General features: G+C 50.1%; 14 protein-coding genes. 2 read left to right on the forward strand and 12 right to left on the reverse strand.

What is annotated here, in order from left to right:
* Nucleotides 1-3: 3 nt before the first annotated feature.
* The 3 genes from V1224_13470 to V1224_13480 are packed head-to-tail and all read right to left on the reverse strand — an operon-like array spanning nt 4 to nt 3,155.
* Nucleotides 4-987: an SDR family oxidoreductase gene (locus tag V1224_13470; protein WWR15469.1), complete on the reverse strand. Its 984-nt coding sequence runs from the start codon at nt 985-987 to the stop codon at nt 4-6.
* A gap of 24 nt (nt 988-1,011) precedes the next feature.
* The gene (locus V1224_13475; protein ID WWR15470.1) at nt 1,012-2,529 is read right to left on the reverse strand and encodes a hypothetical protein; all 1,518 of its coding nucleotides are present in this window, start codon (nt 2,527-2,529) and stop codon (nt 1,012-1,014) included.
* Complete coding sequence (locus V1224_13480) at nt 2,526-3,155, reverse strand: PIG-L deacetylase family protein (GenBank protein ID WWR15471.1); 630 nt, start codon at nt 3,153-3,155, stop codon at nt 2,526-2,528. Before V1224_13480 ends, V1224_13475 begins: the two co-directional genes overlap by 4 nt.
* A 606-nt stretch (nt 3,156-3,761) precedes the next feature.
* Here V1224_13480 and V1224_13485 point away from each other — a divergent pair.
* A complete protein-coding gene (locus tag V1224_13485) occupies nt 3,762-4,034 on the forward strand; it encodes a type II toxin-antitoxin system RelB/DinJ family antitoxin (protein ID WWR15472.1) in 273 nt (90 codons plus the stop codon).
* Nucleotides 4,035-4,313, forward strand: a complete 279-nt coding sequence (locus tag V1224_13490) for a type II toxin-antitoxin system YafQ family toxin (protein WWR15473.1) — start codon at nt 4,035-4,037, stop codon at nt 4,311-4,313.
* A gap of 39 nt (nt 4,314-4,352) precedes the next feature.
* On the opposite strand, the gene V1224_13495 is transcribed toward V1224_13490, so the two are convergent.
* The 9 genes from V1224_13495 to V1224_13535 are packed head-to-tail and all read right to left on the reverse strand — an operon-like array spanning nt 4,353 to nt 15,230.
* Entirely contained in the window at nt 4,353-5,669 is a 1,317-nt protein-coding gene (locus V1224_13495; protein WWR15474.1) for a nucleotide sugar dehydrogenase, read from the reverse strand.
* Nucleotides 5,666-6,793 (reverse strand): glycosyltransferase family 4 protein, encoded by a 1,128-nt coding sequence (locus V1224_13500; protein WWR15475.1) that lies wholly within the window; start codon nt 6,791-6,793, stop codon nt 5,666-5,668. The genes V1224_13495 and V1224_13500 overlap by 4 nt, the downstream gene beginning before the upstream one ends.
* On the reverse strand, nt 6,790-7,767 hold the full coding sequence (locus V1224_13505; GenBank protein WWR15476.1) for an ATP-grasp domain-containing protein: 978 nt from the start codon (nt 7,765-7,767) through the stop codon (nt 6,790-6,792). The genes V1224_13500 and V1224_13505 overlap by 4 nt, the downstream gene beginning before the upstream one ends.
* 9 nt (nt 7,768-7,776) lie before the next feature.
* A complete protein-coding gene (locus V1224_13510) occupies nt 7,777-8,964 on the reverse strand; it encodes a pyridoxal-dependent decarboxylase (GenBank protein WWR15477.1) in 1,188 nt (395 codons plus the stop codon).
* A 7-nt stretch (nt 8,965-8,971) separates the two neighbouring features.
* Nucleotides 8,972-9,589 carry a sugar transferase gene (locus tag V1224_13515; protein ID WWR15478.1) on the reverse strand — a complete coding sequence of 206 codons (618 nt, stop codon included), beginning with the start codon at nt 9,587-9,589 and terminating at the stop codon, nt 8,972-8,974.
* A 42-nt stretch (nt 9,590-9,631) separates the two neighbouring features.
* Nucleotides 9,632-10,774, reverse strand: a complete 1,143-nt coding sequence (locus V1224_13520; protein ID WWR15479.1) for an aminotransferase class I/II-fold pyridoxal phosphate-dependent enzyme — start codon at nt 10,772-10,774, stop codon at nt 9,632-9,634.
* A 30-nt stretch (nt 10,775-10,804) separates the two neighbouring features.
* Nucleotides 10,805-12,658, reverse strand: a complete 1,854-nt coding sequence (locus V1224_13525; GenBank protein ID WWR15480.1) for a nucleoside-diphosphate sugar epimerase/dehydratase — start codon at nt 12,656-12,658, stop codon at nt 10,805-10,807.
* 30 nt (nt 12,659-12,688) lie between these two features.
* Nucleotides 12,689-14,572: a hypothetical protein gene (locus V1224_13530; GenBank protein ID WWR15481.1), complete on the reverse strand. Its 1,884-nt coding sequence runs from the start codon at nt 14,570-14,572 to the stop codon at nt 12,689-12,691.
* The gene (locus V1224_13535) at nt 14,565-15,230 is read right to left on the reverse strand and encodes a hypothetical protein (GenBank protein WWR15482.1); all 666 of its coding nucleotides are present in this window, start codon (nt 15,228-15,230) and stop codon (nt 14,565-14,567) included. Before V1224_13535 ends, V1224_13530 begins: the two co-directional genes overlap by 8 nt.
* Between the last annotated feature and the right edge of the window lie 15 nt (nt 15,231-15,245).

The raw sequence follows: 15,245 nt of genomic DNA on the forward strand, positions 1-15,245 counted from the left end.
CTGTTATTTCTCCGACAGGTTTTCTTTGTACCAGGCAATGGCAAGCGCGATTCCCTGCTCAAAATCGTACTCCGGATCATATCCCAGAAGTGTTCTCGCCTTAGTAATGTCCGCATTGGAATGCTTGATGTCTCCCGCTCTGTCCGGCCCGAAATTCGGCTCGATTTCTTTGCCCAGCGCCTTGCAGAGATGATGATAGATGTCGATCAGATACTCCCTGCCGCCATACGCGATATTGAATGCCTGTCCGGCCGCTTCCCCCGGCGCCAGGCAGGCCTTCAGATTCGCCTCCAGCACATTGTCAATATAAGTGAAATCTCTCGACTGCTTTCCGTCGCCGTTGATTGTCGGCGCCTCGTCCCGCAGAAGCTGACGGATAAACTTTGGTATCACCGCCGCATAAGCCCCGTCCGGGTCCTGTCGTCTGCCAAATACATTGAAGTAGCGCATCCCGTAAGTGTCAAGGCCGTACAGCTTATGGTACAGTCTGCCATACTCTTCATCCACCCGTTTCGTCAACGCGTACGGAGAGAGCAGATTCCCTTCCTGCCCCTCCACTTTTGGCAGTACCGGATGATCTCCATATACCGAAGAACTGGAAGCATAGATAAACTTCTTCACCCCCTGCACCCTGGCTGCCTCCATCATATTGAGCGTACCTCTGATATTGATCTCTTCATACAGAAGCGGCATCTCAATGCTTCTCGGCACGCTGCCCCAGGCAGCCTGATTGAGCACATAAGACACCCCCTCGCACACTTCCATACAAGTGTCGAGATCCCGAATGTCGCCCTTGATGAACGTATAATTCTCTCTGTCTGTTAAAAAATCTATATTTTCCTGTTTTCCTGTCGACATATTGTCCAGGCAGCGCACCTGGTAGCCCATATCGGTGATCGCCTCGCACAGGTTGGACCCGATAAATCCGGCGCCTCCTGTCACTAAGAAAATACTGTCTTTCGGAAACTGTAACTGCTTATATCCCATTGTGATCGTCCTTTCTGAAACTGTTTATTTCTGCGCGTTCTCTGACTCTGATTCGGATGTCAGGAAGCATCCCAGGCCTGTCCATCCTGTCCGCAGACGCACCGCCTCCGTCAGGCACATCAGACCCGCAATGTAAAACAATGCCGTATTGTAGATCATATACCGCGAGAGGCACATGATCAAAAGCGCAGTGGCAAATACATTGGCACAGATCATCAGCAGGGCAAACAACATCAGAAGCGCCGCCTTGCTCTGCCTGTCTTTTTTATATAAATATAGCACAAGTATGACTGCAAGCAAATAAATAATCGCTGAATAAACGCCCATGACCGTACCACTGGCGGACACGGAACGTGTGAGGCCGCTGACAACGGTGGCAAAGTAATTGGATACATAGGCACCGAGCAACCCCGGCAGCAGTTCCCTGTCCATCTGCGCGGCCACGCGCACCACCTCATTGAGTATCTCGTCATCTGCGATCCCTTTCTGCTGCGCATAGCCAAACAGAGTGGGCTGCTGGATCTCAAAGCCAATCACATCATAATATTCCTCATAGTGATAGGCACGGCCCAATATCCCCTCCGGCGCCTGTGCCCGCGTCATCCCGCCCGCTTCCATCTGTGCGTGCATTTCCAGAAACAAGGCCTTTTGCTGCGGGTCAGTCAATGCACTGGCATCTGATTCCTCTGACAGGTATAAAAGCGTCGTCAGCATATTATAGCTGCCGGTAGCCGCTCCCGTATATCCCCTGTGCACGATGTTATTATATCCCTTATGAAACAGACTGCGCCCGCCTACGAATACAAGAACAGACAGTAGCAGCGCCACTGCGCCTTTCCACCTCCGGCTGCGGACCGTCTCAAAGAGAATGACCGCACACCAGGCCGCAAAGGTGACAAACATCTGATTTCTCGTAAGGACGAGCAGCAGGGAACACCCACACGCCAGACCGTAATACCTGCCCTTTTTCTTCTGTGAAAGCAGCCCCTGTATCATACAGGCTGTAAACATAAAAAACAGCGGGAATGTGATACCCTCCGTCAGCACGGCTTTGTTCAGCACCATATGTGACGAGGAGGCAAGCGGAGTGAGCACAAAAGGAATGAGTGTGCACAGCGCAGTCAGTATTGTCAGCGGCCAGTTCAACCGGAATGCCCTGCGGATAACCTGCGTCAGATAATAGCAGGCCAATGCCGCCAGCAGACTCTGCAGCAGCATCGATACCTGCAGCGCCGGCCAGGTGCGGATCAGCTCCATTGCTTTCTCACTCTCAAGCTGCCCTGACGAGGCAAGCCATACAATCGTATCCTTTTCCCGGAATATCAAACGGAAAAACGCCAGGAACAGCGGATACAGCGGCTCTCTTCCGGCCTGCATGGAAATATAAGAACCGGAATCCGGATAGATACCGATCGGCGCCAGATAACAGAGCAGCCCGAAAAATGACAAAAAGGCGCCAAGCAGCAACCCCTGCTTCACCCCTTCCTGTCCGCCTTTATATCGTCTGTCTTTTTTCTCTATCCTGTCACTCTTACTCTTCATCTCTCCAGCCACTTAATAACCTGAAAACCTTCTGCATAGGATACCCCGTTCTGGCGTCCGTTATTCTCCGCATCGTTTTTAAAGTACGCGATCTTTCCTTCCTTCACCCTGCCGGAGTCGGAACGGTACAGACGCATAAGCGCTTCTTTCTTTTCCCACATATCAGAAATATCCACGAAAAAATTCGGTACAAACGGCGTCTCTGACTGATACCAGGTACACCGGTAACCAAGCATCCGCGGCACATGCCTGCCCGCATGAATGGCAGCTCTCGCCAATGCTCTGTGATCATGCTGGATGTCTCCCGGGAAATGTGTATAGATGAGATCAAATTTCTGTTTCTCAATCATATGCACGAGCTTCGCATTCAGATTGTCTTCAAACTCCAGACGAAGCGTCTCAAATCCGCCACAGATCAACTTGCCGCCGAGAATCCCCGCAGCCTCCTGCGCGTCCTGAAACACAATGTCATCCTTTCTCACTTCCTGACGCTCGGAATTAAGAATCCCGGAAGTTGCTGCCACAAAGAGCGTGATTTTGTCCCCTTTTTGCCTGTGTCGTAAAAGTGCTCCTCCGCAGCCGATTTCGATGTTGTTAAAATGAGATCCCACTGCCAGTACGTTCATAACATCAGCCTCCTTCCGTTAATATATTATGTCAGTCGAAGTTATGGGTTAATTATACCATTATTATCCATATTAGACAATCGCGGGGTTAGCACGGGTGACAACAAATGCAAAAAGAAACAACCGGTAATCAATACTTGTGCTCTAACCCTATTTACTGATTTCATTAAGTTTCAATTTTTTAATTCTCTCTATCGTCAAATCTTTTCCGCATCTCCTGATAAAGTCAAGAACATATACCTTAGGTCTTGAGCCTTTAAAAAAGGCACTGTGGTTGTATATCTCCACATACTTCTGTTCCTGTTTAATCGCTTTTTTTAGCAAATTCTTTCTTAATATTTTCTATTTTCTCATATAATTGGTAAGCTACCAATACTTTATCCGCATTTATACTGTCATTAAATATATCATCATATTTTAATATAACATTTGACGTATTAATCGAGTTAATGTCCTGTACGGGCGATGATTATAATGCTCCATAACCGCTTCGCAGAAATTGTTTTTTGCCACTTTCGTAACCATTTCATGTATACATATTGTTATTTCGGTTGACAATGTATACCGTATTACGTATTATATAAATAAATGAAAGGCGGTGAAAATATGGCAACAGCACCAACCCAGATTCGCATTGACTCAGAGATAAAAAAACAGGCCACTGACCTGTTTAACAACCTAGGCCTTGATATGTCCAGCGCCGTAAATCTGTTTCTTCACCAATGTGTCCTTCATGGCGGCATCCCTTTTCATATAGAAATGCCTCGTTACAGCCAGCGTACGTTGGACGCAATGGAAGAAGCCCGACAAATTTCATGCAATCCCGACAGCAGTGGATATACTAACATGGAAGAACTGAAGAAAGCTCTGGACGATTAAATGTACACAATCAAATTCACTACCGCTTACAAAAAAAGTTATAAGCGTATCAAAAAGCGAGGGCTTGATCTCTCCCTTCTCGACAAAGTTGTTGACACATTGCGTCAGGGAAAACAATTAGATGAAAAGTATCACGATCATCAACTCGGCGGCAAATTTCAGGGGTTCCACGAGTGCCACATAAAACCAGACTGGCTTCTTGTCTATTTGCTTGAACATGACATTCTGACACTGACACTCGTGGATACCGGATCACATGCAGATATTTTCAATATGTGACCAACGGATCAGCATTGTCTTTATACCGTCCTACTCTCCCTACAATCTCCAGTAAAGATACCCGGCTTTCTCATACGTATCCCGGTCAAGCACGCCTTTAATGTCCGCGAGCACTTTTTTCCGGCCCTTCGTGCCGTACAGCCTGTCCAGCCGTTCCATTGTCAGCGTTTCATATTGCTGATGGGAGACAGCCAGAATCATTGCATCCAGATCGCGGATTTCCGACTCTTCCACAAACGAAATGCCATACTCCCGCTGCGCCTCGTCTCTGTCAGCCACCGGATCAGTAATCAACGGTTCGATGCCATATTCTTTCAGTTCATTGACAATGTCGATCACTTTGGTATTTCTCGTATCCGGACAGTTCTCCTTGAACGTAAAACCGAAAATAGCGACTCTGGCTCCCTTAACCGGAATATCGGCCCTGATCAGATGTTTTACAAGGCTTTCAGCCACATATTTACCCATATCGTCATTGATCCGCCGCCCAGACAATATGATCTGCGAATGATAGCCGAGCTGTTCCGCCTTATATGTCAGATAATAAGGGTCAACGCCGATACAGTGCCCGCCTACAAGCCCGGGAAAGAACTTCAGGAAATTCCATTTTGTCCCCGCTGCTTCCAGCACGGATTTTGTGTCGATGCCCATTTTGTTAAAGATAATCGAGAGTTCATTCATAAAGGCGATATTGATGTCACGCTGACTGTTTTCGATTACTTTGGCCGCCTCGGCAACTTTAATCGACTGCGCCCGGTGCACGCCGGCGTCCACGACAAGCTCATAGACATGCGCAATTTCTTCCAGCGTCTCCGCATCCATACCGGACACGATCTTGGTGATTGTCTCCAGCCTGTGCACCTTATCACCGGGATTGATCCGCTCCGGAGAATAGCCAATCTTAAAGTCGACGCCGCAGACAAGGCTCGATTCCTGTTCCAGAATCGGCACACAGATCTCTTCTGTCACACCCGGATAAACAGTCGACTCAAAGACAACAACAGAACCTTTCGTCAGATTACGTCCGAGAATACGGCTGGCCCCTTCCACCGGCGTCAGATCCGGTGTATGGTCCGCGTTGACCGGCGTCGGTACCGCCACGATATGAAATTTGGCCTCTTTCAGACTGCTCTCATCATCCGTAAAGCGGACATTACACCCGGCGATCGCCTCGTTGCCCACCTCGCCTGTAGGATCAATGCCATTTTGATACAGCTCAATCTTCTTTCTGTTCAGATCAAAGCCGATGACATCAATCTTTCTGGAAAAAGCGACGGCAATCGGCATCCCCACATAGCCAAGACCTACCAGAGACAGTTTTTCTTCTCTGTTTACCAGTTTTTCATATAAGCTCATTCGTTATTTCCTCCAAGTCTCTTATTTGTGATCCGCTCGACCGCCTTCAGATAACGTTCAACCACCAGATTACGGTCGAACCGCTGTTCCATATATTGTCTGCCGTTTTCTCCCAGTCTCTTTCTCTCCTCCACAGAGAGCGCGAGAAACCGCTCTGTCTTGTCGATCAGATCCTGGCTGTCTTTTTCCCGGATGAGAAAACCGCTCTTTCCGTCCAGAACCGTTTCTCTGCACCCTGCCCGGTCTGTGGTAATCACTGCCCGTCCGCAGGCCGCCGCCTCCAGACAGACATTTGACATCCCTTCCGGATAATAAGACGGGTGAAGGATACACTGACTCTGCCGGATATAAGGAATGACATCCTCCACGCTGCCGATAAATTCGATCACCCCTTCTCTTTGCAGCCGTTCAAACCGCTCTTTTCCGGTATAGTCCTCTTCCAGGAACCCGAGAATCCGGAATCTCGTCTCCGGATGACGCCCGCGTATTTCCTGCGCCGCATCCAGTAATTGTTCAATGCCCTTCTCTTTCATGATACGGGAGATGAACAGAAATCCAACCGTCTCGCTGTCCTCCGGAAACGGCTGTCTCGCAAAATGCTGCAGATTGACACCGGAGCCGGGCAGCATTTTATGCCTTCCGGGTGCTATCTTCCATCTCGCAAACAATTTTTCGTTTGTCTCATTCTGAAAAAAGACAAGCCTCGCCCGCCGCAGCGCCACCCGGTACATCAGCTGCGTCAGACGCTGCAACAGGCCACTTCCCTCCACTGCCGTACCAAGACCGGTAATCGTTGTCACATATGGTATCTTCATGAGCCCACATAAGAATCCCATATAGACATTGGGCTTGATCGTATACGTCAGCGTCACGTCCGGCTGTACCTGCCGGAGAATTTTCCGATAGGCACGCAGCAGACTGATCTCCTGCAGCGGATTCGTCCCCCGGCGGTTGAGCGCCGTATTATGAAAGATGCAGCCCATTGCCTGCAGCCGCTCCGTATATTCCCCCGTCGGTACGGCGACATGCACTTCATGGCCCGACGCCACAAGCTTTTCTAACAGCTCTTTTCTGAAGTTATAAAGTCCCTCGTCAAAGTTGATGACGATCAATACTTTTTTCATGAATTGTCCTGACTGTCCTTCCGCACCATGATCTCATTGTATTTCATCATAATCAGGCCTTCCTCATAGTTGCCTGTTATGCTTTCATTCTCTCTGCCCTCCAGATTGCGGCAGATCAGCTCCATATGATTCACCCCACAGGCGTAAGCATGAGGATACCCGCCGCCAAATCGCGGGTTGACCTCGGAAATATAATAGGTTCCGCCCAAATCGAAAATATCAATATCAATCTGCCCCCGGAACCCCGCTTCCGTGATAAACCGTTCAATCAGGGCAAACAGCTCTTCGTCCTGAAAGGATACGCTCTTGTCCGTCTCTCCGGCCCGCATGACCAGCTTCTTCTTCGTAAAGACTGAGACCGGCCTGCCACTGATCAGATCGATATAACAGTCCGCGCCGATCTCCTGCCCGTCCAGAAACTGCTGGATCATCATCCCCTCGCCGTGGCTTACGAGCAAACGCACCGTTTCTTCGTCAAAGGCTTTGGAGATGCCAAGGCTGGCGCTTCCCCTGGCCGGCTTCACAAAAACCGGATAAGAAATCAGTCCCGCTTTCTCGTCCCTCACAAACGCCTCCACATCCATATAAGAGCGGGCACATTGATAGCCATGGCCTTCCAGCCATCGATACATCTCCCACTTATCCAATGTCCGCTCGCACAGCGCATAAGAACTGCCGATCACCGTCACACCCAGCTCCCGGAATTCCCGCTCATGCAAAGCCAGCAGAGAAAGTTCGGGATCAATCAGTGAGAGCACCCCCGTGATCTGCTCCTTCCGGCAGATGTCATATAATACATCCAAATATCCCTCTTCCGTAATCCGGGGAACAATATAATGGCAGTCTGCCTCATACAGGGCCGGCGCATTGACGCTGCAATCGGTAGCCACGACTTTTCCCCTTCCCTGTAACGCCTCTCTGAAATACTGTACGATTTTATTTCTTGTTCCGCAGCTTGCAATCAATATGTTCATATTCTGTCCTCAATCTTCATAATAACTCTTCTGCACATATTCCCCAGCTGTCCACCGTTCGCGGACACATATCAGCGTTCCCTCTTCTTCCATGACATAGACCGCCGGGAAATAGCGGATAAACAGCGGCGTCAGACACATCGTATATCCGCCCACTTTCTGGTAGATGATCCGGTCTCCGGCCTGAAGCGCCGGTTTTTCCTCTATCGTAAACAGTCGGTCATTCTCCATACAGGTAAACCCGCAAACGACCTGCCGCTCCATAATCTCTCTGTCTTCTGCCATTCCCTGATAATATATGTTATGAAAATAAGAGCTCTTCCCATGCAGCGGATCGATGTCGCTCCGGCTGCCGTCCGTGACTGCGAAACGTCCCGCATGCGTATCCTTACAGTCGACAACACTTGTCACATACTCGATTGGCGGTGTGATCAGCGACGTACCCGGCTCCACGATCAGCATTGTCTCCTCCGGCGCAAACTCCACCTGCAATTCTTCCCGGACTGCCCGCATATAATCCGGAAATTTTGGTCTGTTATCCATCCCTCCGAAATAACCGCCGCCAATATCGATATAATCCGGCCGCAGATCGTATTCCCGTTTCAGTCTGCAGGCCATCCTGGCCAATGCCCTGTAAATATTGACGCTTCTCGTTCTCGAACTCGCATGAAGGTGCAGCCCTGACAGCTTTACGCCCATCCGCTGCAGCCGCCCGATTGCCGCCGCCAGCGCTCCCGTCTCGTAAGAGAAGCCGAATCTGCCGCCATCCGCCCCGGAAGATGTCTCTCCCGGGCACACAGACTCCAGATCAAAGTTGACCCGCAAGCCTACCGTCACCTCCCGCAGGCCTGATTCCTCCAGCCAGTCCAGTTCACGCCCGGCGTCCAGATTGACAATTGTGCCCTCTTTTAATGCTTCCAGAAAAGAGGCTTTCTCCTTCACCGGCCCATTATAAATAATATGGGCAAATCCCAGCCGCTTCGCCAGCTCATATTCATCTCCGGATACGACCTCCGCATAAAATCCCGCCTTTTTCATCTGCACAAGCGCCCAGGGCAGCGCGTTTGTTTTGAACGAATAGCCGACGATATAATTGTTCCAGTTTGTCTCCAGCGCCGTCTTTAACAGCGCAATGCCCTCTTCCAGTCCCCGCTTGTCGATGACATAACAGGGCGTCTCCAAATAGTCGTATCTCATATCACTCTCACCTCTGCTTTTCCCGTTCGTCCCACAGATACCCTTCCACAGAATCCGTCTCCACGGCCACGTCCTCTTTTTTCAGCACGACCATGACCGTTTTCCACAATATGTTCAAATCCGTCAGAAATGTCAGATGCTCCACATATTCCACATCTTTCGCCAGACGGTCGTCCCAGGCGATAAAGTTGCGTCCGCTCACCTGTGCCAGCCCGGTCAGGCCCGGTCTTACCGTATGCCGCAGCCGTTCCCGTTCCGTATAATAAGGCAGATAGCCGACGAGCAGCGGGCGCGGCCCGATAATGCTCATATCACCCTTAAATATGTTCCACAGCTCCGGCAGTTCATCGAGACTGGTCCGGCGCAGAAAAGAACCGAAGGCAGTCAGCCTCTGATAATCCGGAAGCAGTTCTCCGTTTTCGTCTTTTTCATCGGTCATCGTGCGGAATTTGCAGAGTGTGAATATCCGCTCCCCATAGCCGGGACGCTCCTGATGAAAGATGACCGGACTGCCCAGACGCATGCGCACAAGCACCGCCACAATCAGAAAGACCGGACTTAAGATGAGCAGCGCAGCCCCCGACAATACAATATCAAACAATCTTTTTATTACCGACCGGTACATACCGCCCTCCTTATGTTCCGGGACAACGCAGAACCATGCGTATCATTGTTTGCCAAATACGCCTCTGACCACGCGGATAATATCATCCATATCGTCCTCCGTGTTCTTGATGTCGCTCGGAAGACAGAGACCATAATTGAAAATGTCCTCCGAGATGCTCCCCGCCTCTCCCTGTGGCTTATGAGAGAAAAAGTCACAGTCCGCATAGACCGGCTGCAGCTGCATCGGTTTCCAGATCGGTCTGGACTCGATGTTCTCCTTAGCCAGCGCATCCATAATCCGGACCGGCGTGACGTCGCAGTCTTTGGAGACAGTCATACACGACAGCCAGTTATTCGCCTCCCCGTCAGGATTCAGCGGATTCATGGCAATCTGCGGAATATCAGCGAATGCCTCCCGGTACGTATGATAAATTTTCTGTTTTAGTCTGCGGTGCAGATCGAGGGAACGCATCTGTCCTCTGCCGATCCCCGCATCGACATTGCTCATCCGGTAATTATAGCCGATCTGGGAATGCTGATAATGTCTGGCGGCATCCCGCGCCTGTGTGGCCAGGAAACGCGCCCTGTCAATCGCCTCCTTATCCTCCGACACGAGCATTCCGCCGCCGGAAGTGGTAATGATCTTATTGCCGTTAAACGAAAAGATACCGAATCTGCCAAATGTCCCTGTCTGCTTTCCCTTATAAGTAGCGGAAAGAGACTCCGCGGCATCTTCAATGATCGGCACGTGATGTTCCTCACAGATCTCCATGATCTCATCCATCTTCGCAGGCGTTCCATAGAGATGGACACAGATAACCGCTTTCGGATGCGGGTATTTCTCAAACGCTCTCCGCAGCGCCTGTGGAGACATATTCCACGTGTCCGGTTCCGAATCGATAAACACCGGCGTGGCATTTTCATAACGGACGGGGTTACAGCTTGCGGAAAATGTGAGCGCGGAACAAAAGACAATATCCCCCGCTCCGATCCCCAGTAGTTTGATCGCCAGATGAATGGCCGCGGTGCCTGAAGAAAGCGCCGCCGCATACCTGGCGCCTGTATATTCCGACACTTCTTTTTCAAAAGCATCCACATGGGGTCCCACCGGCGCGATCCAGTTCGTGTCAAAAGCCTCCTGCACAAACTTCCTCTCCCACTCATGCATTGTCGGTGACGCAAGATAAATTCTCTTCTTTTCCATAAGCAATACTCCCTTTCCTGTCCGTATCCCCTATAACTTTGGCGTATAAGTCGGTACGATCTCTCTGATCATATCCCGAATATCCGTTTTTTCTTCTTCCACTGCTGTTTTCAGTTCATGCAGCTGTACGAAAAATTTTCTCTCGTCAAATTCGATCGGCTTTCCGATATGGATCAGCTTATTGTCCGTCTCTTTCATGCCTTCCTCATTCATCAGCAATTCCTCATACAGCTTCTCTCCCGGCCGCAGTCCGGTAAATTCTATGCGGATGTCATCATCCACTTTGTAACCTGAAAGCCGGATCAGATTTTTCGCCAGATCGAGTATTTTCACCGGTTCCCCCATGTCAAGGATAAAGATCTCCCCGCCTTTGGCATAAGCGCCCGCCTGCAATACGAGTGATACCGCCTCCGGTATCGTCATAAAATAGCGGATAATATCGGGATGCGTCACCGTTACCGGCCCCCCTGCCTCAATCTGCTTGCGAAACAGCGGGATGACGCTGCCATTGCTCCCGAGCACATTGCCAAACCGGACCGCCACAAATTCCGTATCATAATATTTGTTAAACGTCTGAATGATCATCTCACAGATACGTTTGGAGGCGCCCATCACATTCGTGGGATTGACCGCCTTATCCGTGGAAATCATTACGAATTTCTTCACCCCGTTCATGGCCGCCGCCTGCGCAGTCTTCCAGGTGCCAAATACATTGTTTTTGATCGCCTCATCCGGGCTCACTTCCATCAGCGGCACATGTTTGTGGGCCGCCGCGTGGTAGACGATGTCCGGGTGGTAGTCCTCAAAGATTCTGTTCATCCGCTTTGTATTTCTCACGGACGCAATCAGTACGAGCATATCGAGCAGTGGATATTTGATCTTTAATTCCTGCTGAATATCATAGGCATTGTTTTCGTAAATATCGACGACAATCAGCTTTTTCGGCTTATGGGAAGCGATCTGCCGGCACAGCTCGCTGCCGATGGAGCCGCCGCCGCCTGTGACGAGCACTGTCTGATCTTTCACATACCCTAAAATAGAGTCCAGGTCAACCTTGATCGGATCTCTGCCGAGCAGGTCCTCCACATCGACATCCCGGAGCTTGCTCACATCCACTTCCCCATTGACAAGCTGATACATCCCCGGCAGTGTCCGCAGCTTACAGTTCGTCTGTCCAGCGATCTCTACGATTTCCTTGATCGTCCTGCGCCCCGCCGAAGGAATCGCAATAATGATCTCATCAATGCCGTACAGAGCCGCACTCTCCACGATCTTATCCCTACCGCCCACGACCTTGATTCCCTGGATGAATCTGCCCTGTTTGTGCGGATCATCATCAATAATTGCCTGAATACGCATTGTACTGAAATAACTGGAATTGATCTCCTTGATGATCGTATTGCCCGCATCACCGGCGCCGACAATCATCACGGCAATTCCATTCTTTTTATTATGCCGCCTGCGTCTCTTCTCCCTTGCGAAGCGATACGCAAACCGGCTCATCATCGTAACCGCCACGAGCAAAAAGGCATTGAAAAAATAGTAACTTTTGGGCACATCGCGGTCGAAAAGAAGCAGTGTCACTCCCTGCAGCGCCGCACTGGTAAAGCAGGCCACGACGATATTTTGCATCTCGCTCACTCCCGCATACGCCCACAGACTGTGATACAACCGGAAAATATAGAAGAGCGCCAGTGTAATGGCAATACTTACGGGAAGATGCTCCCAGACGGCATTGACAAAATACCCCGGAATATCATCCATCTGAAACTCATATCTCAGAAGCAGCGACAAAAAATTGCAACAGCACACCGCGATAATATCATAGGCGACGAGAAACGCCCTTCTTGTGACCAACTTATAGTTCAGCTCTACTTTTTTCATAGTGCTCCTTTTTATTCTATGCTTCCCGCTTCATTTCGTTCCTTTTTTCTGTCTCTCTTCCCCCGCCATCAGAGGTGTCAGTGCAATCAGAAAGGCAAATCCGATCGGTATACTCGGATGGAAGATCCACTCTGTCATTCCCGAAATCAGGAAAGCCAGTATCACAGCTACGGGATAGATGGCGAAACATACTTCCCGGCAATGTCTCTTATAATAGAAGATACTGCTGATAAAACCAAATCCTGTCACAGCCACGAACAAAATCCCCATGGGAATCCCATGATCGTACGCCGTCTGCATATAAGAATTATGGGCATGATACAGCGTAATATTCTCATCCGCATCTTCCACGAGCATGGAATCGTGTCCCGTCAGATTCAAATGTTCATAATACAGACGAAACAGATCAAATCTGCCATTGGATATGTCATCCTCATCCGGATTGTGAAACGTATAATCTTTGATTGTGTAGATCTGTCCGTCCCGTTCCTGCGTGCCCACAACATTGTCGCCGACAATGACTTCTCCGTCCTCTCCAACCGTCCGGTCGCCCGGTCCACTGACTGCCCCGGTGATCTCTGTCAGATTGATGTTGATCCCGATCCATTTCTCCAGAAATGTCTCGCCAAGCTGGGCAATATTCATATATTTGGTGGAAGCCATGTCCTCCCCTTTTTCGATCCGGTCACTGAACCATTCGGCCCGCGTAATCCATACCGGACGGCCGGTGATCGCCGGCACACATCTCGTGACCGTATACACGACCGGAAAGAGGAACACAATGGGACTGACGACGAGCAGAATCTTTGCGGCCATTCCCTTCAGACTGTCCCGGTAATAAAATACTTCCGCCAGAATAAAGACGACCAGAGAGACGACGGCTACCGCCAGAGCTGCCGTCCGCGATAACGTCATGAACAGGTAACTGCTGTCGGCGCCAAGCGTGATCCACTCAAAATAAATTTCATTCAAATTCAGGCGGCCCCGCTCCCTGACTTTGGCCAGAATACAACTGATTGTACAGGCAAAGACAAGCATCCAGAACAGACCTGCCGTCGCCACAGAGGAAAACCACCCCGGGTACCTGACAAACTCAAAGCTGTAATAAGGACGAAATAACGCCGCGCTGCCAAACATCAGCCAGAATGCAAGGATACAGCCGTAACAGAAGTTTTTGAGGAAACGGTTCATCCATGCCGCATCAAACCGATAGAGATAAAGGCTGCCAAAGGGGATCACCACCGAAAACGGCCATGTTCTCGTATTGCGGAAAACAATCAACCCTGCAAAAAAGAGAAAAACAAGCCAGCCATAGAGAGAAACGCGCCTGCAGATCTCTCCCCTGCGGACTCTTACCGCCAGCACGGCCAGCAATTTGACATAGATCCAGACGACCATACCGCTGAGCACATACATGACCAGCTCTTTTTCTTCTCTGTCCTGTAAAAAGCCACCCGCGATCCAGAGAATCCCCGCGGCTCCCTGGAGATACTGAATCCACCGTATCTGTAGTTCCTCCGCCCGGTACATGCACAAAAGCGCGACACCAAAGGCCGCATTCATGATCCTTGTCGCCACGGAATGTCCGTATTCACTTCCGGAATTGTAATAATAAAGCGTCATCAGACAGATGCAGGCAAAACAGCAGACCTGCACGGCGTCAATCCGGAAATCCACGCTCCGGCTGTACTCTGCGATCCTCGCAAGCGGAAGCCGGCGGATAAAAAGTGTCAACAGACCGGCAAACAAAGCGACTGCCACCGCATATAGTCCTTTATCCCAGACTGTACCGCCAAAGATTCCCCTGATCACAGCATAGTAAAAAAACAGCGCCGCAGCCAGCCATGCAAGCGCCTGCCCTGTCTGTTTGATCCCCTTTTCCGTTTTGTTCTCTGTTATCTGCCAATTATTCATTCTTTTCCTTCACTGGGCCCGCTGCCCTGTTCTCGCTTCTTTTTTTCATAAAGTCCGCCGCCAGCACTCCGATCAGAAGAATAAAACTGTCATAAAACATGATTTGTGAAACAGTTAATGGAACTTTATAAATATAGCGGATATTGGCGGAGGCATCTTCGATGACTTCCGGCCCGTAATAAAAATGCAGATTTTCCGACGGACCATTCCCGGAAAGGGAACGGTAGTGCAAAACAGGAGGCGTCTCGCCATAATCTTCGCATTGCACCGAGACATAATACCGGCTGCCTGCCTTCAGCTTCAGCCCTACCGGAATATCCGTCAGTTCTCCGTCTTTCATCGAGGCAATCTCCTGCGAGAACACAGCGAACTCCTGCAGCTTTTCATCAAAAAAATGCAGATACAATGTCCCTTCATTTGCCGCTCCGTTTAACTTGCCGATGTCCACACCGACGGATTTGATCTCGTCATATTGCGGAATGAATTCCTGTATGGCCGCCACTTCTCCGATCGGACCCGTATTCATACTGTAATCAGCCGCAGTTCTCGAGATGAATTCGTCTTTGAACATACCACCCGGCCAGACGAGCAGCCAGGCGGCAGCCACGCAAAGCGCCGTCATATAAAGAGTCAACGGTCGTTTTCTTTTTTCTGTCATCGTTCTCCGGATTTC

It is taken from the genome of Lachnospiraceae bacterium JLR.KK008 (genome assembly GCA_037015955.1).
Taxonomy (GTDB): Bacteria; Bacillota; Clostridia; order Lachnospirales; family Lachnospiraceae; genus VSOB01.

Bases quoted from the DNA above. Each gene is read 5' to 3' on its own strand.
- V1224_13470 (WWR15469.1), bottom strand. From the start codon at position 987: ATGGGATATAAGCAGTTACAGTTTCCGAAAGACAGTATTTTCTTAGTG.
- V1224_13475 (WWR15470.1), bottom strand. From the start codon at position 2,529: ATGAAGAGTAAGAGTGACAGGATAGAGAAAAAAGACAGACGATATAAA.
- V1224_13480 (WWR15471.1), bottom strand. From the start codon at position 3,155: ATGAACGTACTGGCAGTGGGATCTCATTTTAACAACATCGAAATCGGC.
- V1224_13485 (WWR15472.1), top strand. From the start codon at position 3,762: ATGGCAACAGCACCAACCCAGATTCGCATTGACTCAGAGATAAAAAAA.
- V1224_13490 (WWR15473.1), top strand. From the start codon at position 4,035: ATGTACACAATCAAATTCACTACCGCTTACAAAAAAAGTTATAAGCGT.
- V1224_13495 (WWR15474.1), bottom strand. From the start codon at position 5,669: ATGAGCTTATATGAAAAACTGGTAAACAGAGAAGAAAAACTGTCTCTG.
- V1224_13500 (WWR15475.1), bottom strand. From the start codon at position 6,793: ATGAAAAAAGTATTGATCGTCATCAACTTTGACGAGGGACTTTATAAC.
- V1224_13505 (WWR15476.1), bottom strand. From the start codon at position 7,767: ATGAACATATTGATTGCAAGCTGCGGAACAAGAAATAAAATCGTACAG.
- V1224_13510 (WWR15477.1), bottom strand. From the start codon at position 8,964: ATGAGATACGACTATTTGGAGACGCCCTGTTATGTCATCGACAAGCGG.
- V1224_13515 (WWR15478.1), bottom strand. From the start codon at position 9,589: ATGTACCGGTCGGTAATAAAAAGATTGTTTGATATTGTATTGTCGGGG.
- V1224_13520 (WWR15479.1), bottom strand. From the start codon at position 10,774: ATGGAAAAGAAGAGAATTTATCTTGCGTCACCGACAATGCATGAGTGG.
- V1224_13525 (WWR15480.1), bottom strand. From the start codon at position 12,658: ATGAAAAAAGTAGAGCTGAACTATAAGTTGGTCACAAGAAGGGCGTTT.
- V1224_13530 (WWR15481.1), bottom strand. From the start codon at position 14,572: ATGAATAATTGGCAGATAACAGAGAACAAAACGGAAAAGGGGATCAAA.
- V1224_13535 (WWR15482.1), bottom strand. From the start codon at position 15,230: ATGACAGAAAAAAGAAAACGACCGTTGACTCTTTATATGACGGCGCTT.